Annotated in this window: 26 protein-coding genes; 7 read left to right on the forward strand and 19 right to left on the reverse strand. The window is 45.8% G+C overall.

Features of this window, described 5'->3' with window-relative positions:
- Window positions 1-4: 4 nt before the first annotated feature.
- From PP178_RS13290 to PP178_RS13300, 3 genes are all read right to left on the reverse strand, one after another.
- Window positions 5-1,747, reverse strand: a complete 1,743-nt coding sequence (locus PP178_RS13290; protein ID WP_272594847.1) for a T9SS type B sorting domain-containing protein — start codon at window positions 1,745-1,747, stop codon at window positions 5-7.
- A gap of 101 nt (window positions 1,748-1,848) precedes the next feature.
- Entirely contained in the window at window positions 1,849-2,682 is an 834-nt protein-coding gene (locus PP178_RS13295; protein WP_272594848.1) for an ABC transporter permease, read from the reverse strand.
- Between the two features lie 10 nt (window positions 2,683-2,692).
- On the reverse strand, window positions 2,693-3,586 hold the full coding sequence (locus PP178_RS13300) for an ABC transporter ATP-binding protein (protein ID WP_272594849.1): 894 nt from the start codon (window positions 3,584-3,586) through the stop codon (window positions 2,693-2,695).
- An 87-nt stretch (window positions 3,587-3,673) separates the two neighbouring features.
- On the opposite strand from PP178_RS13300, the gene PP178_RS13305 reads away from it, so the two are divergent.
- The gene (locus PP178_RS13305; protein WP_272594850.1) at window positions 3,674-4,759 is read left to right on the forward strand and encodes a hypothetical protein; all 1,086 of its coding nucleotides are present in this window, start codon (window positions 3,674-3,676) and stop codon (window positions 4,757-4,759) included.
- Window positions 4,760-4,776: 17 nt separating this feature from the next.
- On the opposite strand, the gene PP178_RS13310 is transcribed toward PP178_RS13305, so the two are convergent.
- The 6 genes from PP178_RS13310 to PP178_RS13335 form a co-directional block, all read right to left on the reverse strand.
- Complete coding sequence (locus PP178_RS13310) at window positions 4,777-5,835, reverse strand: nucleoid-associated protein (RefSeq protein WP_272594851.1); 1,059 nt, start codon at window positions 5,833-5,835, stop codon at window positions 4,777-4,779.
- A gap of 76 nt (window positions 5,836-5,911) precedes the next feature.
- Window positions 5,912-6,406 carry an IS1096 element passenger TnpR family protein gene (locus PP178_RS13315; RefSeq protein WP_272594852.1) on the reverse strand — a complete coding sequence of 165 codons (495 nt, stop codon included), beginning with the start codon at window positions 6,404-6,406 and terminating at the stop codon, window positions 5,912-5,914.
- A gap of 27 nt (window positions 6,407-6,433) precedes the next feature.
- Entirely contained in the window at window positions 6,434-7,462 is a 1,029-nt protein-coding gene (locus tag PP178_RS13320; RefSeq protein WP_336298546.1) for a COX15/CtaA family protein, read from the reverse strand.
- A 51-nt stretch (window positions 7,463-7,513) separates the two neighbouring features.
- Complete coding sequence (locus PP178_RS13325) at window positions 7,514-8,944, reverse strand: CCA tRNA nucleotidyltransferase (RefSeq protein WP_272594854.1); 1,431 nt, start codon at window positions 8,942-8,944, stop codon at window positions 7,514-7,516.
- A gap of 3 nt (window positions 8,945-8,947) precedes the next feature.
- The gene (locus PP178_RS13330) at window positions 8,948-9,529 is read right to left on the reverse strand and encodes an L-threonylcarbamoyladenylate synthase (RefSeq protein ID WP_272594855.1); all 582 of its coding nucleotides are present in this window, start codon (window positions 9,527-9,529) and stop codon (window positions 8,948-8,950) included.
- Complete coding sequence (locus PP178_RS13335) at window positions 9,522-10,421, reverse strand: ATP-grasp fold amidoligase family protein (RefSeq protein ID WP_272594856.1); 900 nt, start codon at window positions 10,419-10,421, stop codon at window positions 9,522-9,524. The genes PP178_RS13330 and PP178_RS13335 overlap by 8 nt, the downstream gene beginning before the upstream one ends.
- A gap of 79 nt (window positions 10,422-10,500) precedes the next feature.
- Here PP178_RS13335 and PP178_RS13340 point away from each other — a divergent pair, with 79 nt between their 5' ends.
- Window positions 10,501-11,319, forward strand: coding sequence for a glycosyltransferase family 2 protein (locus tag PP178_RS13340; RefSeq protein ID WP_272594857.1), 819 nt, complete (start codon window positions 10,501-10,503; stop codon window positions 11,317-11,319).
- Here PP178_RS13340 and PP178_RS13345 read toward each other — a convergent pair.
- The gene (locus PP178_RS13345) at window positions 11,301-12,095 is read right to left on the reverse strand and encodes a glycosyltransferase family 2 protein (protein WP_272594858.1); all 795 of its coding nucleotides are present in this window, start codon (window positions 12,093-12,095) and stop codon (window positions 11,301-11,303) included. The two genes, PP178_RS13340 and PP178_RS13345, sit on opposite strands and share 19 nt — an antisense overlap.
- 95 nt (window positions 12,096-12,190) lie before the next feature.
- Window positions 12,191-13,006, reverse strand: a complete 816-nt coding sequence (locus PP178_RS13350) for a 2,3,4,5-tetrahydropyridine-2,6-dicarboxylate N-succinyltransferase (RefSeq protein WP_272594860.1) — start codon at window positions 13,004-13,006, stop codon at window positions 12,191-12,193.
- Between the two features lie 95 nt (window positions 13,007-13,101).
- On the opposite strand from PP178_RS13350, the gene ruvX reads away from it, so the two are divergent.
- The 3 genes from ruvX to PP178_RS13365 all read left to right on the forward strand — a co-directional run bounded on the left by ruvX (window position 13,102) and on the right by PP178_RS13365 (window position 14,665).
- Window positions 13,102-13,512: a Holliday junction resolvase RuvX gene (gene ruvX / locus PP178_RS13355; RefSeq protein ID WP_272594861.1), complete on the forward strand. Its 411-nt coding sequence runs from the start codon at window positions 13,102-13,104 to the stop codon at window positions 13,510-13,512.
- A gap of 81 nt (window positions 13,513-13,593) precedes the next feature.
- The gene (gene def / locus PP178_RS13360) at window positions 13,594-14,184 is read left to right on the forward strand and encodes a peptide deformylase (protein WP_272594862.1); all 591 of its coding nucleotides are present in this window, start codon (window positions 13,594-13,596) and stop codon (window positions 14,182-14,184) included.
- 55 nt (window positions 14,185-14,239) lie between these two features.
- Window positions 14,240-14,665 carry a DUF5606 family protein gene (locus tag PP178_RS13365; RefSeq protein ID WP_272594863.1) on the forward strand — a complete coding sequence of 142 codons (426 nt, stop codon included), beginning with the start codon at window positions 14,240-14,242 and terminating at the stop codon, window positions 14,663-14,665.
- 40 nt (window positions 14,666-14,705) lie between these two features.
- Here PP178_RS13365 and PP178_RS13370 read toward each other — a convergent pair whose 3' ends face one another.
- Genes PP178_RS13370 through PP178_RS13405 form a run of 8 tightly spaced genes read right to left on the reverse strand, consistent with a single transcriptional unit; the run spans window position 14,706 to window position 23,698 of the window.
- Window positions 14,706-16,220, reverse strand: coding sequence for a S10 family peptidase (locus PP178_RS13370; RefSeq protein ID WP_272594864.1), 1,515 nt, complete (start codon window positions 16,218-16,220; stop codon window positions 14,706-14,708).
- Entirely contained in the window at window positions 16,213-17,838 is a 1,626-nt protein-coding gene (locus PP178_RS13375; RefSeq protein ID WP_272594865.1) for a beta-N-acetylhexosaminidase, read from the reverse strand. The genes PP178_RS13370 and PP178_RS13375 overlap by 8 nt, the downstream gene beginning before the upstream one ends.
- A gap of 19 nt (window positions 17,839-17,857) precedes the next feature.
- Complete coding sequence (locus PP178_RS13380; RefSeq protein WP_272594866.1) at window positions 17,858-18,508, reverse strand: GDSL-type esterase/lipase family protein; 651 nt, start codon at window positions 18,506-18,508, stop codon at window positions 17,858-17,860.
- Between the two features lie 7 nt (window positions 18,509-18,515).
- Window positions 18,516-19,391 carry an alpha/beta hydrolase gene (locus PP178_RS13385; protein ID WP_272594867.1) on the reverse strand — a complete coding sequence of 292 codons (876 nt, stop codon included), beginning with the start codon at window positions 19,389-19,391 and terminating at the stop codon, window positions 18,516-18,518.
- A 41-nt stretch (window positions 19,392-19,432) separates the two neighbouring features.
- On the reverse strand, window positions 19,433-20,203 hold the full coding sequence (locus PP178_RS13390; protein WP_272594868.1) for an SOS response-associated peptidase: 771 nt from the start codon (window positions 20,201-20,203) through the stop codon (window positions 19,433-19,435).
- A gap of 56 nt (window positions 20,204-20,259) precedes the next feature.
- The gene (locus PP178_RS13395; protein WP_272594869.1) at window positions 20,260-21,156 is read right to left on the reverse strand and encodes an SMP-30/gluconolactonase/LRE family protein; all 897 of its coding nucleotides are present in this window, start codon (window positions 21,154-21,156) and stop codon (window positions 20,260-20,262) included.
- A 2-nt stretch (window positions 21,157-21,158) separates the two neighbouring features.
- On the reverse strand, window positions 21,159-22,814 hold the full coding sequence (locus tag PP178_RS13400) for an N-acyl-D-amino-acid deacylase family protein (protein ID WP_272594870.1): 1,656 nt from the start codon (window positions 22,812-22,814) through the stop codon (window positions 21,159-21,161).
- A 14-nt stretch (window positions 22,815-22,828) separates the two neighbouring features.
- Entirely contained in the window at window positions 22,829-23,698 is an 870-nt protein-coding gene (locus PP178_RS13405; RefSeq protein WP_272594871.1) for a TolB family protein, read from the reverse strand.
- Window positions 23,699-23,937: 239 nt separating this feature from the next.
- Here PP178_RS13405 and mazG point away from each other — a divergent pair, with 239 nt between their 5' ends.
- Window positions 23,938-24,711, forward strand: a complete 774-nt coding sequence (gene mazG / locus PP178_RS13410; RefSeq protein ID WP_272594872.1) for a nucleoside triphosphate pyrophosphohydrolase — start codon at window positions 23,938-23,940, stop codon at window positions 24,709-24,711.
- Window positions 24,712-24,779: 68 nt separating this feature from the next.
- Complete coding sequence (locus PP178_RS13415) at window positions 24,780-26,162, forward strand: MATE family efflux transporter (protein ID WP_272594889.1); 1,383 nt, start codon at window positions 24,780-24,782, stop codon at window positions 26,160-26,162.
- Window positions 26,163-26,202 lie beyond the last annotated feature (40 nt).

A 26,202-nucleotide genomic window follows, 5' to 3' on the forward strand; every position in this document is an offset into this window, starting at 1 on the left:
ACTACTATCGCTTCAGACTAAAATAGCCACTTACTGTTTTATTTTCCACATCGGTGGCCTTGTACCAATAGGTCCCTCCCGGCAGTGGCCTTCCATTGTAGGTGCCATCCCAGCCGATGGAGCCCACTAAGATCTGGACCAGGAATTTACCGTAGCGGTCATAGATTCTGATCGATTCCATAGGGGCGGCATCCAGGCCGGGAACCGGGCTAAATTGCCAATAATCGTTGATCCCGTCCTGGTTAGGACTAAAGAATTTGGGAAATCCTTCAGCCAGGTCCGGTTCATTGATCTGGGCTGAAACCGTACCACAGCCGTTCTTATCCCTGACGTAGATGGTATGTGGACCGGGAGCTACCCCGGTGAAAATTGGGTTATCCTGGAAGGGACCTTCCCCGGAATCCAGGGCATACTCATAATCCCCAATACCGCTTACTTCCACGCGGATACTGATATTCTGCCCATCTTCTCCCACTACCAGCGATCGAATGTCCGGCAATTCAGATGATACTACTTCAAATTCTTTTGAAGTCGGGCAGCTTGCCGGTTCTACCGGGTCATCGCTGAGGTTGTAGGCTTCGTAACGATAGGTGCCGGTTACGGACAGGGAGACCTGCTCTGATTCTGAAATTAATTGTTCCTGCCCATTGGCACGTACACGGTACCAACGGTACCCATCAGCCTCGTCCGGGGCTTCCAATATAAGGGGCGTTTCATTCTCGCAGAAAGAAACGGTATCCGGAAGACTGATCTCCGGGTTCAGGATGACGAGTTCTCCCGACGCAGGATCAAAGTAAGGTCCGCAACCGAGAATGGTAGAGAAGCTCTGCTGTTGGCAACCAATGGCTTCCCCGGCCTCGTTAAACGGGATAATAGTTATAAAGAAAGTACGGTTCGCTTCCAGGTTTATTATTGCCGATGAGTTCGTAAAAAAGCGTACCCCGTCCAGGATCTCCGCGCTAAAAGGCGAATTACCGATGGTGACGCGGTACCCGTCTGCTCCCGCTACAGCTTGCCATTCCAAGGTTGGGGTAAGTGAAATCCCGGACTCACCGTTCTGCGGACTGATGAGGGAGGAACAGCCGGGTAGTTGTGCAATGGCCCCGGTTGTAAAACTGCTTTCCACACAGCCGGATGCCTGCCCGTTCTCATTGCGGGCTATGACCCGGGCAAAGAGTAGGGTGTTTTCCGGGAGGTCCGCTGGGGGATTAAAAGAAAGGACATTCCCCAGGTCCAGGTCGATGATATCGTTGGCCCCGGGACTAGTTCCCAATTGCAGACTGTAGCCGGTGGCGGAGGGCGAATAAGGCCAGCGCAGGTTTGTTCCGACATTCACATCCTGGGCTCCATCCGAAGGGGAAGCAAGCGCGATACAAGGAGGAGTTGTTAGTACATCTTCGGTCCGGAAAGTTTCGCTGGCACAGCGAATATCGGCCACCCCTTCCTCGAAGAAGAATAGGGTAATAGTTACATATATCTGGGTATTCTCCGGCAGCCCCATAGGTGGGGTATAGGCGGTTGCACTACCGACAGACTGATTATCCAGGATATCAGTTCCCATCGGACTAGTGCCTATAGAGATGATATATCCGGGTACACCGATTACCGGGTTCCAACGGATGGTCGAATTTACCGGTACATCCAAAGCGCCGGCCAGGGGATTGATCAATACCGGGGAGGGACATTCCTGCCCGTTCGCGATATATCCCAGCAGAAGAGCGGTATAGAATAGCAATTTTTTAAGCATCACGGGAGTGTTGCGCCTAATAAGGTAGTGAAAAGCCCAGGATTTACCTTTCATTCAGCGACCAAACCCAGTAATTTACGTGCAGTGGCAATCGATTAGTACTAAAGATCGCGTTTACGCAACAAGGCATAGGACCCGTATACGAAAATAAAGGTCCAGGCCAACACGATGAGGATCTCGTATCCCTTCACCTGGTAATCCAGGACCAAGGTCTCACCCACCTGTTTGGCGACAGATTGCACGGCATTGAGCCGGGAGAAGGGTTCTTCGATCAGGTTGAACATAGCATTCAGCGGGAAAAATCCCATGATAGTTTCTGTAGTGGGCCCATCAAAGAACTTCCAGCGAATAAATCCCCAGCTGAGCATTTCGATCACCTGCCATAGGATGAGGAAACCTAATGCAAAGGCAGAGCGTTTTACCAACATTCCCAGGAACAGGCAGAAGGAGAAGAATCCCACTAGTTTTACAAAATAAGCCAGCAAGAATTCCAGGTCAGAAAATATGATTGAAATTTCGTTATAATCCGAATAGATCAGCCCCAGGATGAGGGAAACCACAAATACAAAGAGGGTGGATACTAAAGCGAATGTCAGTACAGTAAGGAATTTGGAGAGAACGAATTCTTTTTTAGAGAGCCCGTCTATCAGGTTCTGTTTAATGGTTTTGTTGCTGTATTCATTAGCCATCATAGACACGATGACGATCGCGAGGAAAAGCTTAAAGAAGGCAATGATAAAGCTGTTAAAATGCCAGATATAGGGGAAATTAAAGATCCCCTGTTCTGCCAGGTGGAACTGTATGGGACCGATATCAAACTTAATCGCCGCCACCAGGGCGATAGAGGTGAGCAGTATAAAATAGGCGAGAATCAGGATACGGCTGGAACGGCTGTTCCAGAGCTTGATAAATTCTATTTGCAGTAGTCGTTTCATTCGGTTGGGTTCAGTTTTTGGTAATGGTGAGGAATTGTTCTTCCAGGCTCTCTTTTCGTTTAACGAGGTGAGACAGGGTAATGCCTTGTTGATGGAGCAGGGTGTTTAATTCGCCGGCATCCATTTCCTCTTCCAGGTATACGGTAAGCAGTCCACGATCCTCCTTGATGCTACCAAAACTTTGGTGAGACTGCAGAAAAGACAACAGTTTACCCTGGGCAGTACTCTTCAGTTCAAAATAACCGTAACTGGCCAGCATGCCGTCTACTTTTCCGGAGTATATTTTTTTTCCTTTGCGGAGAATGACCACATGGGTGCACACTTTTTCCACTTCGTCCAGGAGATGCGAAGCCAGTAAAATAGTAGTTCCCATGCTGGCGACCTTTTTAATGATTTCCCTGATCTGGTGAATGCCCTGTGGGTCTAAACCGTTGGTGGGTTCATCCAGTATCAGTATCTCGGGGTCGTTGAGAAGGGCCGATGCGATCGCAAGTCGTTGTTTCATCCCCAGGGAATAGGTTTTAAAGGTGCTGTTCCTCCGATCCCAGAGATTGACCAGTTCTAGTTTTTCCTGTATCTTATCATAGGGAACCTCCTTGATTTTACAGACCAGTCGCAGGTTCTGAAGGGCGGTCATATAAGGGTAGAAATTAGGCCGTTCTATGATGGCGCCAACTTTTTTAAGGGCGTCATGGGTAGAAAGTTGCCCGTTGAACCAGGAGAAAGATCCCTGGCTTTTATTAACAACATTCAGTACAATGCCCAGGGTAGTTGACTTACCGCTACCGTTGGGGCCAAGAATCCCATAGACATTTCCTTTTTCGATCTCGAAGGATAAGTCCTCCACGGCAGTGAGGTATCCGAATTTCTTGGTCAGGTGTTTTACGCTCAGGATGGTTTCCAAAGATGAATTTTTTGATTGTATCTGTTATACAAGACGAAGAAAACGATATTTTGTTACATTTACTTAAATGCTTAAGTCCACAAGGGTATGTCAGAGGAAAGAATGATGTCTAAGAAGAAGCCGGCCTACCCGGTAAATGAAAAACTGGATGCCTATCTTGACAATTACAATCGCAAAATAGAGATTCCCATTTTCTACGAAGACCTGCTCCGATTTGCGGGTTCAGTAGTGGTTTATGATAACGATGGGGAGGACACCCTTTGGGTAAGGGTATATTATTCTGACTCTGAAAGACAAGAGATAGATCTCAGCCTTAAAAAGGTGTATTCCCAATTGCATTCCGATGGTAGTGACCGTATATTCCAGTACTTAAACATCGATGCGGTGGATTACTGCACATTTGGGAATTCTAAACCTTTCCGTATCCGTGTCAGGAACATCCTCAATGACAATTTCACGTATTTTTATGTAAAGAAGACCGATGCCTCCCGTATCTACGGGCTTGAATTAGAACATATGCTTTCTCCGTACAACCTGAATTTCCTGGTGTACAAGGATACCCTGATCGAGGAGCATATATCAGGGATCCCGGGAGATGTTTTTATTAAGGATATACTGCCTTCCTGCTCCGAGTCGGAGAAGTCCCAGCTAGCCAAGGAATTCGTGAAGTTCAACGAACGATGTATGATCCGCCTACTGGGAGATATGCGGTCTTATAATTACGTGATAGTACCTGTACACGACTTTGACCACGTGGTATACCGTATCCGGGCGATCGATTTTGACCAGCAGTGTTTCGAGGGTAAGCTCAAGGTTTACCGACCGCAATTCTTTAAGGAGAACAACGTGATGGTAGAGCTGGTCCGGAGAAAGCTGTTGGTAGATTCAGTAGATCAGTACAAGGTGGAAGAGCGTTCTATCGTTGCCAAGCGGATCATCAGTTCCGGGAAGCGCATTAAAAAACTGGTCAACATCTGCAAAGGGGATGATATATCCCTGCCAGAAAATGTGGATCGCCTGAGGCAGGAGATCTATGAAATGACGCTGGATGTGAAGTTTAAAAGGGCAAAAACAATGGGCCAGATTTTACACCTGACCCTTGATTTCGTTAAGCGAAACTACCAGGACGTGAGCATGAAGCAGATCCTGGAAAGGCGTATTAAACTTCCTTAGTCCCGGATGCAACCTAACTAGCTTTTCTGTTCTTTGTTGAAGTATACAAGGTAGTAATACATCTGCCTTTCCTCATCCCATCCTTTCTCTACGAATTTTTCCGCAGATTCCGGGTTGATGAAATCCAGCCTGATCTGGATATTGGTATCCAGTTCAATAACATTCTTCATTTTCTTCCTCGCATCGGACACCGCCTTATTGGCAATATCAAAGGTTGAAACGTCTTCAACGCTGTATTTAGGACCTTTTTCTACCTTGTAATGCTTAAATTCCGGGATCAGTTCAGGATTTTCCATTACCTCGTTCAGGAAATTGGTCTCCTCAAAATTATCATTCTTAGCAAAGTGGTTTACCGCACGGTTCATGAACAGCACCTCCTGCTGTTTGTCTTCTGCAGGTAATACAACGTCCTTGGCAAAGTTCTGGCAGAACTTCAGGTAATTCTTGGTGTAGAAGTTCTCATCTGCCAGGGCGGTGACTCCCAGGAAATTTTCAAGCCAGTATTTGGTGTCATAGCGGTTGCTATCCACGGAAAGTACTTTAAAACCTTCTTCTTTACTGGTGTTAAAAATCAGGCAGCCTTTATCCAGTTTGTTCAGGTTTACTCCCTGTAATACCTTAAGATCCAGGTTTGCGGCCTTCTCCTCAAACTGCAGGAAATCGTGCTTTAACTCGCTCTTAAATATCCCGATAGCCTGGGTTTTCTGGTTATCGATCATCGCGTTCTCTATATAGGCTACGTAGACTTCACCACTCTTAATATGCGGGTGGTTGGATTGCTGAAACAGGTGTTTAGCGATTTCCATAGAGCCCTGGTGGGCCATGGACGGATTTTCAAATATCGCCGATGCCTGCATAAAAACAGGATTGAATTCCAGGTCAGCTTCATGGGCAAAGTGGTAATAGTTCTCTTCTTTATCCCGGAATGGTTTAAAGAAGTATTCCTTCAAAAGGCCGTTGGTCTCGTCATCCAATTGGTAAGGATCTTCTGATAAAAATAATCCTTCGGCTTTGCTGATGTTCCCTACACGGTGTAGAGATACGCTTTCGATCTGGGAAGAATATAGGTTAATCATTGCGGGAAATGTAGGTTTTTAGGTTGTAATGATAAAGGTTGTTGAAAAAGGGAAAGAATATTGAAGCAGGATTTCCTTAATTCCACTGTTCGTCAAAATCCATGTCGTCGTAATCTTCGAACGAATCATCGAAATCGACCTCGGACTCCGATTCAAAATTCTTTTCCGGTGGAGCATCCGGGAGTTCTCCAAAACTGAAAAGTACATTGGGGTATGTACGCCCGTCTTCTTTTTCCACGATGTCGGCCAATTCAACAAAGAAGGTCCACATGCTTAAGAAGTCATAGACATAGATCAGTTTCGGACTGTTTTCAGTCATCACATCATCCAGGGTAGTCTCGTTCATCAGGCGGACATCAGAGCCCCCTTCGCTCATATCAAATAAGGCTATTTCTTCATCCTGGTTCCATTCTTCGTCACAAGTATAAAAGGACGCCATTTCTGTGCCCAGGAACCCGAATGCCTGGGTTATGGCGTTGTGGAACTCCTCCATAGTATCCCCTGATTCAATTTCAATATCCCTGAAAATGTCTTCCGGGGCATCCAGAATTATCCTTATTTTATAGATCATTAGCTCCTGACTTTGGAATGGGCAAAGTTACGAAGTTTTAAAGTTCCTGCCAGCATATACTACCTCCAATACCAAATAAAACTGAAGACCGAATAAGAGGGAGGCCAGGACCAGGTGCAAGGGCTGTGATGCAAAGGGAAAATCGAGGTATACCATGGCAATTCCCGTCAGGATCTCCACCATTATTAGCCCCAGCACCCATTTAATTTTGTCGAAACCAAGCCTTAATTGATAAATCCGGTATGCCAGGAAGCTGTTCAACAGTACCACTAGTATTGAGAATGAACGATGAATGTAAAAGGATATACCGGGATCTTTCAGCCAAAAGGCTTTTGCTTCCTCACCGAACAGGTCTATACGCTGGTCCACAAATTGTCGTACCTGTGTTCCCAAAACCACCTGGACCACGGTCAAACCCAGGGCAAGGATAAGCAGGTTGCGTAAAAGTGTATCTTTTTTATGATCATCCTTAGCCCGAGAAGTGCGGTAAATCAATAGAAGCAGGATAGCGACAATCGCCAGTGCCATCAACATATGTATTGTGATCTTGGCCGGGGCAAGCACGGAATAAACCACGGTTGCCCCAAGCCACGCCTGGAAACCCATTGCCAATACTACAAAGCAGGAACCAAGTGTTACAAATTTATCGCGCTTCCAATAGGAAAAAGAAGCGACAGCCATTACCAAGGTAGCTATTCCGGCCAGGGCACCCAAGAGGCGGTTAAGGAATTCAGTCCAGGTATGGAAAACATTAAACTCTGCATAATCATGACGGGTATAAGCTTTCCATTGCCCTTCATCATAGGTTTCGCCTGACTGAAAATTCCCTGCAGCCACCCGGAGTGTATTCTCCCGGATGATTACCTGCCCCGTTTTATAATCGTGATCCGGTTTCCATTCCAAGTCAGCGATCTCTGTAGGGGGAATGTAATATCCGAAGCATTTTGGCCAGTCCGGGCAACCCATCCCGCTGCCTGTCATCCTGACAACGGCCCCGGCAATGATCACCAGGTATACCAGCAGCAGTGATACCTTTGCAATTTTCCTGTAGTTCATTATCATTAGTATTCGTATTCCCGACCAGGCCAGTAAGCCATACAGGGATTGTTACAGATCATCCTGAACCTTCAGCCCCATAGATTTGCCTTTACGCAACATGAAGTTCCTCGCGGCTTGGTACTCGTTAGGAATCTCCCCTTCAAGGATAGCTTCTTTTATCGCTTCTTTAATCTGCCCGATCTCCCGGGATGGTTTCAGGTTAAATGTTTTCATGATCTCTTCTCCGCTAACGGGGGGTTGAAAGTTCCGGATATGATCTCTTTCCTCAACTTCCTCGATCTTCTGGCGAACCAGTTTAAAATTATTCTTGTACTTCTTTTGTTTCTTAGGGTTTTTGGTGGTGATATCCGCTTCACACAAGGTCATCAGGTCGTCCACGTGCTCTCCTGCGTCAAACACCAGCCTCCTGATGGCAGAATCGGTCACGTGCTCCTGTGACAATACTACGGGGCGTGAGCTCATCAGAACCATCTTTTGTACAAACTTCATTTTTTCATTCAGCGGGAGTCGCATTCGTTTAAAGAGTTTGTATACCATTTTGGCTCCCACAAACTCGTGGGCATGGAAGGTCCACCCAATTTTCTTGTCAAAGCGTTTGGTTGGGGCTTTGCCGATATCGTGCAGTAATGCCGCCCAGCGTAGCCAAAGGTTGTCTGTCGTCTTTGCGATGTTATCCACAACTTCAAGAGTGTGCCAGAAATTGTCCTTGTGTTTCTGCCCTTCAATTTCTTCTATCCCTTGCAATGCCGTCAATTCCGGAAGGATGATATTGAGCAAACCAGTTTGGTGAAGCAGAGAAAAACCTATAGATGGTTCCGGGCTGAGCAGGATCTTGTGTAATTCCTCTACGATCCTTTCTTTAGAAATGATATTAATTCTCTCCTTATTGGCAGAGATGGCTTCCAGTGATTCACGGTGGATCTCAAATCCTAATTGAGAGGCAAAACGAACGGCGCGCATCATTCGGAGTGGATCATCAGAATAAGTAATCCCGGGTTCCAGGGGAGTGCGCAATAGCTTATGTTCAAGATCAGCGATCCCGTCAAATGGATCCAGTAAGTCGCCATAATCCGATTCGTTCAGCGATAATGCCAGGGCATTGATGGTGAAATCCCGTCGTTTCTGATCATCTTCCAAGGTGCCATTCTCTACGACAGGTTTACGGCTGTCATGGTGATAGCTCTCTTTCCGGGCCCCGACGAATTCCAGTTCCAGCTTCTTGTATTTGATCATCGCAGTACCAAAATTTTTGAAGACGGTCACTTCCGGTTTACCGGGCAGGCGCTCTGCTACTTTCTTAGCAAGGTCGATCCCACTGCCTACTACGACCACATCGATATCGTCGGGTTTACCGCGATCCAGCAGGAAGTCCCTGACGAAGCCCCCTATAACATAGGTGGATAACCCTTCCCGGGATGCCACTGAAGAGATGATGGAGAAAATAGGATCTTGTAAGGCCTCTGGGTATTTCTTCTGCATTGTTCAGGTACGAATCACTTTTACGGTTCCGTCTGTTCCCAGTCGGATGATTGCCGATGGAGTGTTATTAATTGCTTGACGCTGCAAATTTACGGCATAGTCCACTCCTTTTAAAATATCATTGCTTATTTCGGAAAATGATTGTGGGGTTGGATCACCGCTGATATTGGCCGAGGTAGATACGATGGGATTACCGAACTTACCGATCAGCTTGCGACAGAAATCATCGCTGGCTACCCGGATGGCCAGGGTGTTGTCTGCCGCGACCAGGTTAGGGGCAATTCCCTTAGGGCGGTCATATATTATAGTGGTCGGTTTGGAAGACATGTCCATAATGTCATAAGCCAGGTCCGGGACTTCCTCAACATGTTTTTCCAGCATAAAATCATTGGCTACCAGGCAAATGAGAGCCTTCGAATCCGGGCGTCTTTTAAGCTCGTAAACTTTGCTTACGGCTTCTTTATTGGTCGCGTCACAGCCAATGCCCCAAACAGTGTCGGTAGGGTAGAGGATGAGGCCTCCTCGTTCCAGTACTGCTATACATTCATTGATCTCTTTCCCGTATTCAGTCCGTTTCTTATCCATACTTCTTAATGTATTCCTGATCTCCCAGGTCCGGAAGTTTCAGGTAGTCCCCGACAATCCTGTTATAGATATCCGGGTAGAATTCCTGCCTGCCATCCCCTGGATAAAAGGTCATTTCACCAAAAATAATTCGCCCGGACAGGTTATAAAAATCCACCCTGACAAATGGGAAGTCTCCCGCCAGTTTCTCGGCCAGTTCAAACATCTTTTCAACATTGAGCGGTGGTTCAATAGCTTCCTTGGAAACTTTACCCACCCCTTTGGAAAATGGCATCAGGCTCCACTGCCGATCAAAAAAGTACTTGTGATGATCTCCTCCTCGGTCCTGGTCCACCTGCATAAACTTAGCCTTACCGCCAAAGCAATAGATCTTATAATCGTTCAAGACACTTTTGCCCGGTTCTTCCAGGAATTCTTCGGCCACGATGTAGGGTGTACTATCCTTGTAAGCCCATTCCATTCCTCCCCGGTAATATTGATTCCGGAAGAACCATTTATGAAATAAGTAGCGCGACTTGTGATAATTGAGCTTGGATTTCTCGGCGACGATGAGGTTAAAACCATAACCGTGAGCCGCTTTTAAGACAAAACGATCCGGAAGGGCATCCAGGTCCACGTCTGTCGCTTTCTTGTAGACGGCGAGCAGTCCATTGAGATATTCGGGCCCTATTTTTTCGCGAACATATTCCCTGACCTCGTATTTATTGACAAGCCGGTTGAGGATCTTAGGCCGGTAATACACTTTTAACCATTGTACCTTTTCATTGAATTCCTTGGGATCGTCGAGGTCCAGTTTCTTCCCCGTGTAGTACTCGTAATAGATCTTTACGTAAAGATGCTGGGGGAGGAACTTTAGTTTTTTAAGAAGGCCGTATAAGAGTTTTTTCAGCATGTATTGTTTTAAAAACAAAGCGGATGCAAAGATAAACAATAAGACTTTCATATTTTTGGCAGGAATTAACAACTTTAAAATGGATGGATTAAGCATCTCGGTGATCATAAGTACCTACAATGCAGAAGAATGGCTGGAAAAAGTGCTCTGGGGTTTTAATTGCCAGACTTTCAGGAATTTTGAGGTTGTTATCGCAGATGATGGATCGGGACCCAAAACCCGCGAGCTCCTTGAGAGAATGAAGAAGGAGGTGTTTTACCCGATTATCCATGTCTGGCAGGAAGACGATGGGTTCCAGAAATCGAGGATTCTTAACAAGTCGGTTCTAGCTTGCAACACAGACTATATAATCATGACCGATGGTGATTGCATCCCTCGTGAAGATTTTGTCGAGGTACACTATATTAATAAGGAAAAAGGGTATTTCATCTCGGGGGGCTATTATATGTTGCCGATGAATATATCCAAGCTGATCAGCAAGGAGGATATAGAACAGCAGAAATGTTTTCACCTACCCTGGTTAAAAGAAAAAGGAATCCCTAAAACATTCAAGAACAGCAAACTTTCTTCAAGGGGTATTATTTCCAAGGTTTTGAATACAATTACGCCAACCAATGCGAGTTGGAACGGGCACAATGCTTCAGGTTGGAAAAAAGATATCTTAAATGTGAACGGGTTTGATGAACGTATGCAATACGGAGGGCAGGACAGGGAATTGGGGGAACGTCTCTTCAATTTCGGGATCAAATCCAAACAGCTGAGATACAGCGCCGTTTGTGTTCACCTGGATCATAAAAGAGGGTATAAGACCAAGGAGTCTATAGACAAGAATATGTCTATTCGGAAAAAAACAAAAAAGGAAAAAAGAGTGTGGACACACTACGGCATTACCAAGTAATAGGTAAGCTCGTTCTTTTTTTCTAATTTCTTGAGTTCGCGGTATCGCTCCAGGTCTCCAAGGGCGTTTAAGTAACAGATCGTCAGACCTTTTTTGCCGTCAAAGATTCCCAGCCTAAGAACGTAATGGTTAAAGAATTTCCAGGCAGGTTTAAAAATCATGTACAACACGTTGTAGGGACTTTCCTTGTAGAAATCCTCTTTGGCCTTCAGCCTGCCGTAAGACAACATTTTAGCCTTGTAATCTTCGTAGTTCTTGTAGCAGTAATGGGTAAGTTTTTCTCTTAAAATACCCGATTTTCCACGAACATCCAGGGTTTCGTGAACGATCTTTTTGTCGGAGAAACTTACTTTGCTCTTGCGGAATAAACGGTAATTCTTATCGGTCTGCCAGCCACTGAAATTCAAAGGACTATCCTGGAACATGAATTTTCGATAGAACCAGTATGCCACACAGTCCGTATTACTATTTACTGTAGCTATTATCTCTTCCTTAAGCGGCTCTGAGACTACTTCATCTGCATCCACGAAAAGGACCCAGTCATGGGAGGCCTGTTTAAGGGTATAAGACTTCTGCAGGGTGAAATTGGTGAAAGGGTGTTGAATGACTTTCACTTTAGGGTGAGCGCTAAGGTATTCGAATGTGCCATCTGTACTGAACGAGTCTACAACAATGATCTCATCTGCAAAGCTCACAGAATCAATGCATTTTTCTATGTAGCCCATCTCGTTATACGTAATGATGAGGGCTGAAATTTTCTCTTTGTTATTACTCATAAGTTCACATAAGTAGGTAGTCTCTTCTTAAAGACGTACAAAACTATAACTTATTAAAAGAGAAAATAGTATTTTTTGTTTAAAAAGTTCTGGGATCAGACCGCGACATTATACTCCCTTAGTGCATCGTTCAAGGAAGTTTTTTTGTTCGTACTTTCCTTTCTCTGACCAATGATCAGGGCACAGGGTACCTGGAAATTCCCGGCGGGGAATTCCTTGGTATAGCTTCCCGGGATCACTACAGACCTGGCCGGTACAACACCTTTGTATTCCTTAGCTTCCTTACCGGTCACATCAATAATCTTGGTAGAACCGGTTAGGACTACATTGGCACCCAGTACAGCTTCTGTCTCTACCCGTACACCTTCGACGACAATACATCGACTCCCGATAAAGGCATTGTCTTCAATAATGACCGGCGAAGCTTGCAAAGGTTCTAAAACACCGCCAATACCTACACCACCACTCAGGTGTACATTTTTGCCGATCTGCGCACAACTACCCACTGTCGCCCAGGTGTCCACCATGGTACCGGTATCTACGTACGCACCTATATTAACATAGCTAGGCATAAGGATGGTTCCCGGTGCAATATAAGCGCCATGCCGGGCAACGGCATTGGGAACAACACGAATTCCTTTAGCTTCATACCCTTTCTTCAGCGGGATTTTATCATGATATTCAAATATGCCTGCTTTCAGGGTCTCCATTTTCTGGATAGGGAAATACAGAACTACAGCTTTTTTTACCCATTCATTGATCTGCCATCCTTGTTCCGTAGGGGCTGCACATCTTAAAGTACCTTCGTCAATAAGCCGAATGACCTCGCGTATACTGTCCTGGGTTTCCTGTTGCTTTAATAACTCACGGTCTTCCCATGCCTTCTCAATGCGTTGCTGTAGTTCCTGCATACTTGTTAAAATTTCTGCAAATATAGGTGCTGTAGCCCTAATTCGTGGGCTAATTTTACAGCTGTAACAATTAAACCGCTATTTTTGCCAAAAATATGGGAAGAATCCTCGCAATAGATTACGGAAAGGTTAGAACAGGGATAGCTGTAACGGATGAAATGCAGTTAATTGCCTCCGGATTAACCACTGTTCCGACCAAAGAGTTACTCGATTTTCTGAAGCAGTATGTTCAAGAAGAAAAAGTTAGCCAGATCGTGGTTGGAGAGCCCAGGCAGATGGACAATACCCCTTCTGAATCCGAGGTCCTGATACAGCCATTCCTTAAACGGTTAAAGGAACAATTACCCGAAATACCGGTGGACCGGCAGGACGAGCGATTCACCTCTAAAATGGCAGCACAGTCTATGATAGACAGTGGAGCCAAGAAAAAACATCGCAGGAAAAAAGAATTACTTGACGAGATCAGTGCTACGATAATCCTGCAAGCTTACATGGATCGATATTAGGAGGTATACTTCCCGATCAAATTTTAAAATTAAAGGTCTTTCCGGTTCAGGAAGGACGCAGTTATTTAAATAGCGTTTAGAATGATTTTACCGATTATCGCATACGGAGACCCTGTACTTAGAAAGGTAGGGGAAGAGATAGACCAGGATTATCCAAAACTGGAAGAACTAATAGAGAATATGTGGGAAACTATGTACCATGCCAATGGGGTGGGTCTTGCGGCTCCCCAGATCGGCTTACCTATCCGCTTATTCTTAGTAGATGCATCTCCTTTCGCTGAAGATGATGAACTGTCCGAGGAGGAAAGAGCACAATTGGAAGGTTTTAAGAAGGTATTTATCAATGCGGAGATATTGGAAGAGGATGGAAATCCTTGGGCTTTTAACGAAGGATGCCTGAGTATACCCGAAATTCGCGAAGATGTGCAGCGTAATGAGCAGATTACCATCCGGTATATGGATGAGAATTTTAAGCAATTCGAGGAAACTTTTGACGGTCTGCTGGCGAGGGTGATCCAACACGAATATGACCATATTGAAGGGATACTGTTTACCGATAAATTATCGTCGCTTAAAAAACGCCTCCTCAAAGGAAAGCTCAGTAATATTTCCAAAGGGAAGGTCAATGTAGATTATCGCATGCGATTCCCGGAGTTGAAAAAAGCGCGATAATGGATTTAATAATCCACACAAAATTTTAATCTTTGCCCCCTATTTTAAAAAGCCTATGAGTTTAGAAAAGATATTATCGATCGGAGGACGTCCGGGATTATATAAATTACTGACCCAGACCAGGACAGGTTTTGTTGCAGAATCGCTGCAAGACGGAAAGAAGATCACGGTTGGGATGACTAACAATGTAAGTGTGTTGTCAGAGATCGCTATCTATACCCTGGAAGAAGAATTGCCATTGAGAGCAGTGTTCCAAAAGATCAAAGAAAAGGAGAATGGCGAAAAAACAAGTGTAAAGCACAAGGACGACAAGATAAAACTTGAGGAATATTTTTTTGAAGTCCTCCCTAACTACGATGAGGACAGGGTATATGCCAGTGATATTAAAAAAGTAATACAATGGTATAACCTACTCCACGATAATGGGATCACAGATTTTAGTGAACCCGAAGAAGAAAAATCTTCAGAAGAAAAAGAATAAAAAAAAGCCTTCATTTTGAAGGCTTTTTTTGTGGCTCCACTTAAGGTGAAGTGTTTCGGATAAATTCGGCTACGTCTTCCTTGAATTTAGCCAGGGAAGGTGGGTGGGTATACATCATGTGTCCGGCCTCGTAATACTTCATTTCTATATTATTTTTGATCTCTTCTTTAAGCCCAAGGTGGTTTATGCTGTGTTCTACACCGTAGAACACGGTCGCAAGGTCATAGATACCATTGAGCACCAGCACTTTCATGTTCGGATCCCTGGACATGGCCTGTGCCATATCTATCCCGGTATTGATAGCAGCCTGTGTGCCCCAGCGCGAGTTACCTTCGTGATTCCAGTCCCATTTAAAACCTTTCCTTCTTCCTGCAGTGATCGAATAGTTTAATTCCTTATCTACCTTAAGGTCTCCATAAAAGTAATCCAGGAATCCGGCGATATAGGCCGGGGAAATAGCAAGGCTCTGAGGGTCATGATCTCCTTCTTGTGCAAGCAAATCCTGGTTAATACCGACGAAACGGGAATCGAGTCGGCCTACCAGCTCTCCCTCTTCCCTCAATAGTTCTGCAAAGAATTCGCTGGCGGTAACACGGAGGTCGGCCTTCAACCAGAATTCTGTACTGGTACCTGTATACCGTCCCAGTTTTTCCGCTATATCACGCTTGTTTTCCGGCTTAAGCTGATCCCCTTGAAACAGTGCTGTGGTGTACTCCTGTTCCGTAAAATCCCTTATTTCATCCAGGAAGGTGAATACGTCTTCCTGCTTATCCGGAATCTTATCATGGTACCAGGCCGTTGCGGCATAGGTGGGCAGGTGAACAATGTAGGGCAAGTCATCTCCCGGGGGGAAAATAAGGGTTCTCAGGTCAAAAACTGCTGAGACCATAATTACACCGTTCATAGCAATACCCTGGCCCAATAGTTTATTCATAAGACCGGCATTCCTAAAAGTTCCATAGCTTTCCCCCAGGAGGTACTTAGGACTATTCATCCTGTCGTATTCGATCAGGAACTGCGTTATAAAGAGCGACAGGCTTCGAATATCCTGGTCCACTCCCCAGAAATCCTCAAACTTAGCGTCCCCCACAGGGATGCTCAAACCTGTTCCCACAGGGTCTATCATGACGAGGTCTGCAACATCCAATATAGAATGGTTGTTATTAACCACGCGGTAAGGAGCGGCCGGTGTGGGTTGCGGGTCTTCTACCACGATACGTTTAGGGCCAAGTACGCCCATATGTAGCCAGAAAGATGAGGATCCGGGTCCTCCGTTAAAGGCAAAGACTACCGGCCTCCTCCTGGTGGCTACCCCACGCCTGGTGTCCCTGGCGTAATAGGTGAAACCCATCAGGGCAATGGGTTTGTTGTTTTCATCCCTCACCTTGAAGGTACCCGCTTTTGCGGTAAGAAAGATAGTGCTTCCGCCCACATTGACCTGCTGAATAGTGGTGGCTACTTTAGCTTCCGGAATGGTGTCCTTAGACTGCTGTGCAGGCAGGGAGAAGGATAACAGGGCAAGACAAATGGCTAAAAAGGTGTATTTATTATTCATCTTCTGTCGCTTCAGGGGTTAACTCAAGTTCTCCTAATTCCCAGTCCACTTTATCAGAGGGGTAGTAAGCAATATTCATTCTTTGTAAATACGGCAATTGCCTGGCGAGGCGATTGCTGTAATCTTCCCAGTTGCGATTTTCGTCCGGTGTCCATCCCAGTTCTGCGTACCCGATAGCCCTTGGAAATGCGAGGTACTCCAATTCTTCGCTGTTACTGATGGTCTCTGACCAAAGCGGTGCTTCTATTCCGAGGATATGTTCCCTGGGGATATTTGCAGAGTAGGTAACCGGGCTCCAGGTGTAGGCGCTGTCCACCGGGATGTAAGCAGCCCAATGAAGACCGTGTTTAGAGGAAGGATCGTACTGCATGTCCAGGTAGGCTTTTTTGGCCGGGGACATAATCACTTTTAATCCTTTTTTAACCGCCTCAGTGGCATTTTCTTCGCTTGCCCAGAATTGAGCAATGCTGTTCTTGCTAACATTAGCCGTGGCAATCTCATCCCATCCTATCATGGTCTTACCGTGTTTTTCAACGATCTTCTCCACTTTTTCTATGAAGTAAACATAGTCGTTCTTTTTGGTGGCATGACTTTCATCTCCCCCGATATGGATATAAGGCCCAGGGGTCATAGTAACCAGCTCTCCAATGACTTCGTCTATAAATTTATATACATAGTCCTTTCGGGTATCCCAGGTGCTGAACCCCACCTTGGTGCCCTCGTATAATTCAGGTTTTTTACCGTTACCATTGAGTTCGGGATAGGCGACAGAGGCGGCATTGGTATGCCCCGGCATATCTATTTCCGGCACTACCGTGATATAATGCTTTGCTGCATATTCCACGAGCTCCATATATTCTTCCTGTGTATAAAAACCACCGGACTCACCACCTACCTCAGTTTGACCGCCCACCTCGGTAAGTTTTGGCCAGGATTTTATTTCAATTCTCCAACCCTGGTCATCCGTAAGGTGAATATGAAAGGTGTTATACTTATAATAGGCCAGGGCGTCTATGTACTTTTTTACTTCATCCACCGTAAAGAAGTGGCGGGCGACATCTAACATAGCACCCCTGTACACCAGCGAAGGCTTATCCTTGATCAACCCGGTTGGTATAGGCCAGATTGGGTGTTCGGCCAGGGTGTCGTTCGCGAAATTCGGAAGAAGTTGCCTTATGGTCTGTACGCCCCTGAAGGCTCCTTCCGGGGTATGTGCCTCGAGCAGGATAGAATCCCGGCTGATTTTCAATTTGTACGCCTCGGGACTGTCATAGAGCGTATCTTCAGACTTCACTATGAATATTCCACGCTTGGTAATTAAAGGTTCGGTGGGTTTCAGGGGAATCTCCAGCGATGTAACGGCAGCAATCTTTTCAGCAAGAAAGCGCCCGACTTCCCGGAATTCCACGGGATCGTTGTCGATGAAAAGAACCGTGTTCTTATCCAGGCCAAAAGCATCATGGGTAGCTTCTATGTGCAGTGGTTTCGGTATTAGCGCTGCCTGTTCAATATCTGTCGGCGGGAAAGTAATTCCTCTCTCTTCCTCTGAATTACAGGAGAGATGAATTGAGAGCCCTACTAATATGATCAGGGATCGGAAAAGGATGAAATTCTTCATTGATGGAATTTTGGTTTAATTAATTTAAATGATTCTTTAATACGTTATACCAGATTTTGTAGCCTTCATCCGTCATGTGAAGACCGTCCTCGAGAAATATGTCGGGACGTACTTGCTTGTCATCTAGAATCATAGGATCCCAGATATTGACATACGTTAATTGCTTATCTTTTTTACAAAGCCTTTTAAATTTCCTGTTCAGGCGCTTAAATCGATTTTTAAGGTGCCATCGGGATGGACTGGGTTTTGCTGCGATCAGCAAAACCTGGACACTGTCGTGCTCTTTTTTGATCACTTCTATAAGCCCCTTCATTTGTCGCCTGATAACCATAGGTTTGATGTTGTCATTAAGGTCGTTGTCCCCTTCATAAATAATAACTTTTTTCGGTTGATACCGGGATATAAGGTCTTGGGAAAAGTGGCACAGGTCAGCAGTCATGGAACCTCCGAACCCGGAATTGATGACCTGGTACTGCGGGAATAATTCCGGTAATTCCTCCCAAAGCCGAATACTGGAACTTCCGGTGAATACAACAGTAGGGAGATCCGGTGTCCAAATCGAATCATATCGTTTTACGATAGTATTAACTTCCTCTTGGAAAGGATGCTGTTGCTGGGCATAGCTAAACTGAATGACTAGCAGGCACGAAAATAAGAGGGATTTATTCATACTTATACTATTGATTTATCCTATTGGTCAGTTCTTCGGCCAGCATCCAGTCATAGACCCTCGATATCCAGTCATCGGAAGGTAGTCCCTGGCTTTTCATCCCAAAACCGTGTCCGCCTTTGGAATACATATGAAGCCCTGCGGGCAGACTGTTATTCAACCAGGAGGAGTATAGCTCTACACTTCCCGGTGCAAGTAGTAAAGGGTCGTCAGAAGCACAGATGACCAGCATTGGTGGTGCGCTTTCCGGAGGGTCCTGTACCGGCATCGCTGTGGTCCAGGGGTACACCGGGACCAGGAAATCCGGGCGGTTAGATTCGTCGTAAGAGTAGGCGACTCCCATCAATACAGCACCACCGGCAGAAAACCCCATAAACCCGATTTTGTCAGGATTAATGCTATAGGTAGTTGCGTATTTCCTGGCAAAGGAGATGGCATTCAACCCGTCTTTTACCGAAAACGGGATCACCGCGGAGACATTCTCCATGATCTCTGCAGGATTAGATTGTGAAGCGACGGTGATCTCTTTAACACCATCTTCACCCGTTGGAACGAGTCGATATTTTAGAACAAATGCGGTTATCCCTCTCTCATTGAGCCACTCGGCCACCATTCTTCCTTCGCTCTCAATACTCAGGGCGTACAAACCACCGCCGGGTGCAATGATGACTGCGGTGCCGTTAGGATTTTCGGGTCGGAAAACTTCCATCCGGGGGATGGACACATTCGTGGTCACCTGGTTATCCCAGATCTGGGAGAAGTATTCTTTTTCGCTACCCGACCAACTGATGGCAGATGCTTTTTCAAACGGCAGGTCGATAACCTCCTGTGCGGCTATAAAAAGCGGCAGGCAGCTCATCAGGAATAAAGTCAGTTTTTTCATTTTTTTGGTTCTGGGTTGGTTGTATTGATATTGTGGCCGGGTCAGGATGCCTCCTGTAGTTCCGGGTATTCATATGGTTCTGATATTCCAGGTATATTTCCCGCATAGTCTTTTCCCCTAAGCCTGCGTACAGTATGAGCCTGGAGGGAGTCCGCAGGGAAACTCCTGATCATTTCCGACAGGCCTTTCTGATCAACCGGGTCGTTTATTGGGCTCAACCAGTCATCTTCCATTCCTTCCGGAATAATGAAGGGCATCCTCGGCCCGGCGAGTTTAGGATTGTTGTGTATTTGTGCCAATAGTGGATTTCCTACTGTGGTCACTATACTAAAGGTAGTCAGGTATTCTCCGGAATCACGATCTGCCCAAGTATTCCAAAGCCCGGCAAAAGCCATGGGCTCCCCGTTTTTGAAAGAAATAAAATACGGGTAGGTCTTTCCTTTATAATGATGATGTTCATAGAATCCGTCTACATAGATGAGACAGCGGTGCTCTTTGGCAGCATCACGGAAGGCCGGTTTTTCAAAGATGGTCTCTCCCCGTGCATTGAGAGTGTTATTCCAGAATTTCTGTTGTTGCTGCCTGTCCTTTACCCAGTGTGGTACCAAGCCCCACTGTGCTACTATGGGCAGGTAGGGAGATTCTTCCGTGTAGATCAGTAGTTTAGGATGTTGGAATCCCGAAGCGTGGAAAAGTGGCAAGTCTGTTAAGGGGAGGATGGTCTGTTCAATTTCTTTGACGGCATTTTCGTCCCCACTGCGTTTAGCCCTTTTCAATTGTGCTTCCTTGCTGCTTTTTATGTCATAACACATATCTCTCCTGGATTTGTCGGTACGGCCCCTCTAAAGATATAAAAATGCCATCTTACTTAAAACCTTGTGCCTTTCACCTTCATAGGCAGCGAATACAAGGCATCCATAGCGGTAATGAATAATGTTCTCTGATCTTTGCCTCCAAAGGTTACATTAGCGGTCCATTCTTCGGGAACGGGGATATGAAGAATCTTTTCGCCTGCAGGGTCAAGGACGGTTACCCCATCCCCGGTGAGGTACAGGTTGCCCTGATCATCAATGGTCATCCCATCAGAACCCATTTCTGCAAATAAGCTCGCTTTGCCTAATATACCATTGCCCAGTATTTCATAGGCGTATGTCTTGTTATCGCCTATATCGGCAACGTATAAGGTAGTCGCATCCGCTGTGCCAATAATACCATTGGGCTGTACCAGGTTTTCTGCAGCAATACTGATTTCCTTCTTATCCGGACTTAGATAATACACTCTTTCCTGTTCTATTTCCTTTTCTGTACGTTCCCAATACGGTCTTTGATAGTAGGGATCCGTAAAATAAATACCACCCTCCGGGTCGATCCATAAGTCATTAGGGCCATTGAATTTTTGACCATTATATTCCCCGGCAAGTACTTCGTACTGTTTGTTCCTGTCAATTTTCCACAGTTGAAACACTTCGTCCGCAGCGGCGACCAGGTGCCCCTGTCGATCCACATATAAGCCATTCGCTCTTCCGGCAGGTTCCATATATACTGAAACTTCTCCCGTACCTGAATCCCATTTCAGAATCCGGTTGTTGGGTTGGTCTGTGAAATAGACATTTCCCAGGCTGTCCGAAGCCGGGCCTTCAGTGAATTCATATCCTTCAGAAACCAAAGTCAGTGATCCGTCGTTAGCGATCAGCCCAGGACCTGAAGGTTGGCAGGCCGACAGTACTATGAGTAGGGCGCCGGCAAGGCGTTTTTTGCATTTCATTCTTAATCTTCCTTATTATACCCGGGTCCGCGTACCACTTTGCCCGGGGTCGCGCCCGTATGTTCTCCTTTATCCAGGACCGCCGTACCATTGACAAAGACGTACTGAACGCCGGTGGCATATTGATGCGGTTTCTCAAAGGTTGCATTGTCCTTTATCTCCTCTGGGTCAAACAAAACCAGGTCTGCATAGTAGCCTTCTTTTAATAGGCCTCTTTTTCGAAGCTTCAGGTTATTAGCTGGGAGACCGGTCAGCCTGTGGATAGCTTCTTCCAGGGAAATAACCTGCCGATCCCTGACATAGTGCCCCAATAGCCTGGCAAATGAACCATAAGCCCTGGGATGGGTACTTTGTTCTAAAAATATTCCTTCATTGGTATAAGATCCGGCATCCGAACAGATAGACATATAAGGCAGTGCCAGTTTTTTTTCGATATTATTTTCATTCATGGAGAAGTACACTACCTGTATCCTGCTGTCATCTTCAGCAATGAGATCAACAATAGTTTCCTCGGGGGTGGTCTTGCGATCTTCTGCGACCTCCAAGAGGGTTTTACCAATGAGGTTTCGCAACTCTTTATTCTTAAATCCTACCAGCATTATATTTTCCGGTGGCACATGAAATTTAATTTCATCGATCATCGCCGCGCGCTTTCGCTCCTGGCCGATCAAATTCATGGTGGCGGAATGACCTCCTTCTTTAGCCCAATCCGGTAAGAGGATATTGAGCCCCGTAGAACTGGCGTTATACATATACATATCTGTTGTGATATCCAGTCCGGCTGCCCTGGCACTATCGATCTTGGCTATAGCAGGATCCAGTAGATCCCAATTCTCTGTTCCTGAGGCTTTAAAGTGATAGATTTCGGCGGGCACATCTGCCTGGGCTGCGATTTGGATCACTTCATCTACAGCTTCCAATAGTTGGTCCTCTTCATTTCGGATATGGGAAATATACATGCCGTCGTAGTCCGCGACCACTTTGGCTAATTCAATGATCTCTTCAGTGTTCGCATGGCCGCTGGGAACATAAATGAGAGAGGTGGAAAGTCCCACAGCTCCTTCCTCCATCGCTTGCTTTAAGAGCGATTTCATTTCCTCCATTTCTGCACTGCTTGGTTTCCTGTTCTCATAGCCCATCACATACTCCCGGAGGGTACCATTACCAACAAAAGAGGCAATATTTGTCGAGACTCCTTTTTCCTCTAAGTGTTCTAGGTATTCCCCGAGACTGTTCCATGGTATATCATACTTGATATCTTGTTGTGAATTACGCATCTCTTCTTTAGTACGCTCGTTCAACGGACCCATGGAATGTCCTTCTCCCATTACCTCCAGGGTAACACCCTGCCTGATATCGCCTTGAGAACGGCCATCTTCCAGCAATGAGACATTGGCCCAGCTGAGCATATTGATAAACCCGGGAGCAAGGACGAGTCCCTCAGCATCGATAATCTTTTTACCCCTAGCGTTATCCAGATTTCCGATAGCTGCAATGGTATCGGCGTTAATGGCAACATCGCCTGTATACGAGGCTTGCCCACTACCATCTATCAATTGAGCATTACTGATTATCACATCGTATTCCGTAGTTTCTGAACATGCGCAAAAAAGGACAGCGCCTAGCATGCTGATCCATATTTTTTTTAAGGTGTTCATTGGTCTATTGGTGTTTATGGGTTGGTATAGGAATAACTGACGAAAGCCAGGCTTGTACTGTCCGGGGCCCAGGAAGGTACATTGATGGTACCTTGTCCGCCAAAAAGTGATGCGAGGATTTTGATCTCCCCGGTTTGTAGATCCATCAGTCTTAACTCTACTTCTTTTTCCGGGGGATGCTCACTGGCCGGTACATCTTCTGAAAAACTGACAAAAACCAGCCAGCGCCCGTCGGGAGAAGGGTGGGGGAACCAGTCATTTTTCTTATCCGTGGTCAATTGTTCAGGATTACTGCCATCGGCCAGCATACGCCAGATCTGCATGGTGCCTGTTCGGACAGAATTGAAATAGATATAACGACCATCCGGGGAGTAATCCGGGCCATCATCCAGACCCTCAGCACTTGTCAGCCGTTGCTCTTCGCCACCATTGACAGGAACAGTATAGATATCGTAGTTTCCATTTCTTTCGGCGCAATAGGCGAGGGTTTGACCGTCCGGGGACCATCCATGCCAATAAGAAGGCCCTTTAGCAGTAATTTTTTTAGGTGATCCACCTTGGATGGGCAAGGTATAGATGAGCGATTTTCCGTTCTCTGTCTGGTCACTGATCACCAGTGTTTTGCCATCCGGAGAAATACCATGGTCATTGTTGATGCGTTTGGCAAACCCTGTATTAATTAATTCCGGAGATCCATCCTGGAGGTCAATCCTGTATAACAGCCCATTACTATTATAGATCAGACTTTTACCGTCCGGGGTCCAATTGGGGGCTTCTAGGTGTATGGCAGAATCTAAAACCACATAGCGCTCCCCTGTTTTTATATCAATGGTCTGAAGTGTGCTGACCAATTGCCGGGTGCTGTCCGACGGCTCAGTTTGCATGTTCGCTGGGCATGCAAAGGATGCGGGGGAAGCAGTGAAGAAAAAAGTGGCAACTCCCAATACTAGTGCCTTTGTAATTAACATGTTTAGAGTGGTCTGGGTTATCGAATAAAGATACCAAAACCTTCTTTTCGGGATATCACATATCTGATCAAATCCTTTGAGTATATAAAAGCCCTCGGCGAAAAAATACGGGAGATATTTTCCCTGTATTTGTACTTTTGCCCAAATTGAACGATATGAATTCCAGGGAATCCCAATTAAAAGCAATAGACCGTCTCCTGACCATCATGGACGAATTACGAGCAGAATGTCCCTGGGATAAAAAACAGACCCTGCAAAGCTTGCGGCACCTAACCATAGAAGAGACTTACGAGTTAGGGGATGCTATCCTGGACAATAACCTGGATGAAGTAAGAAAAGAATTAGGAGACCTGTTACTTCATATTGTCTTTTACGCCAAAATCGGGTCGGAAACAGGAGATTTTGATATTGCTGATGTGGCGAATGGGATCTCGGAAAAACTGGTTCATCGCCACCCCCATATTTACGGGGACGTTTCTGCCCAGACCGAGGAAGAGGTTAAGAAGAACTGGGAGAATATTAAGTTGAAAGAAGGGAAGAGTAGTGTTCTTGAAGGAGTGCCGGCCAGCCTGCCTGCCCTGGTAAAGGCCAACCGGATACAGGATAAGGTGGCCGGAGTTGGTTTTGACTGGGAGCGACCAGAACAGGTATTTGAAAAAGTACGGGAAGAACTCTCTGAACTGGAGCATGAAGTAAATTCAGGAACAGAAGACAGGATAGAAGCAGAATTCGGAGATGTCCTCTTTTCTATGGTCAATTATGCACGCTTCCTGAATGTTAACCCTGAAAATGCATTGGAGCGCACGAATAAAAAGTTTATCAGGAGGTTCCAGTTCCTCGAAACAAAAGCGAAAGAATCCGGTAAAAGCCTTAAGGAAATGAGTCTTGAAGAAATGGACGTCTTCTGGGAAGAGGCTAAGAAAGCCTGAGAACCGGATTAAAACCACCGGAAAGTCGGTTTAACCGTATATATTTGCCACGCCAAAAAAACAATGCTTTGTTCGGGGATTATACCAGAGAATTTAAATACAATATACGCCTTGCCACACCGGTAATCCTCGGTTTACTCGGTCATACCTTCGTCGCATTCGCCGATAACATCATGGTGGGACAATTGGGAACTGCAGAACTGGCAGCCGTTTCCCTCGGCAACAGTTTTGTCTTTATCGCTATGTCTATAGGGATTGGATTCTCAACGGCAATTACTCCCCTTGTAGCTGAGGCCGATGGGGCAGGGCAGGCAACAGATGCCAAAAATGCCCTAAAGCACGGCTTGGTACTATGTACCGTATTGGCTGTTGCCCTATTTGGGTTGATGCTCTTATGTAAACCCCTGATGTACCTCATGGACCAGCCCGAAGAAGTAGTGGAGTTAGCGCTGCCATACCTGGATTTAGTTGCATTTTCCCTGATCCCCCTGATTATATTCCAGGCATTCAAGCAGTTTTCGGAAGGCTTGTCACAGACCAGGTACCCCATGTATGCCACAGTCATCGCCAACGTGGTCAATATTACGCTGAACTACTTGCTTATCTTCGGTAAACTAGGGTTTCCGCAGCTAGGGATAATAGGTGCAGCCATAGGAACCCTGGTGTCACGGGTAATTATGGTGGTATTTATTTGGATGATCCTTAAAAAGAAAGCCAGGTTCAGTTCCTATGTAACGGGTTTTAAATTCAGGCTGTTGGAGAAGAAGATGATAAGGAAAATTATCGATCTCGGTTTCCCGTCCTCCCTTCAAATGTTCTTTGAAGTAGCCATTTTTACAGCAGCGATCTGGTTAAGTGGCGTACTTGGAAAGAATCCACAGGCAGCCAACCAGATCGCACTTAACCTGAGCAGCATGACCTTTATGTTTGGTATGGGGCTTGGGGTGGCGGCCATGATCAGGGTCGGTAACCAAAAGGGTTTGAGAAGTTTCCGGGAATTACGGAGGATCGCACAATCCATATTTTTCCTGACCTTCTTATTAATGATCGTCTTTGCCACCCTATTCCTATTGGGCAGGAACTGGTTCCCCACTATTTACCTGGATGTTCAGGATCCCGTAAATTATGTGGATAATATGGAGGTATTACTATTGGCTTCACAACTGCTGTTTGTCGCCGCCTTCTTCCAGATATCGGATGGACTGCAGGTAGTGATCCTTGGAGCACTGAGAGGACTACAGGATGTAAAAATTCCTACGCTGATCACGTTTATTGCCTATTGGTTGATCGGATTCCCGGTCAGTTTTTACCTCGGACTCCATACAGAGCTGGGGAGCAGCGGAATATGGATAGGGCTTCTGGCCGGCCTGTCGGCTTCAGCCATTATGTTGTATATTCGATTCAATTTTATGACAAAACGATTGATCAGGCTTGGTAGTGAACCCCGGTAAATACGGCAATTTTAAAAGCCGGTTACACAGCTGGTCTATG

Source organism: Zeaxanthinibacter sp. PT1, assembly GCF_028464225.1.
Taxonomy (GTDB): Bacteria; Bacteroidota; Bacteroidia; order Flavobacteriales; family Flavobacteriaceae; genus Zeaxanthinibacter.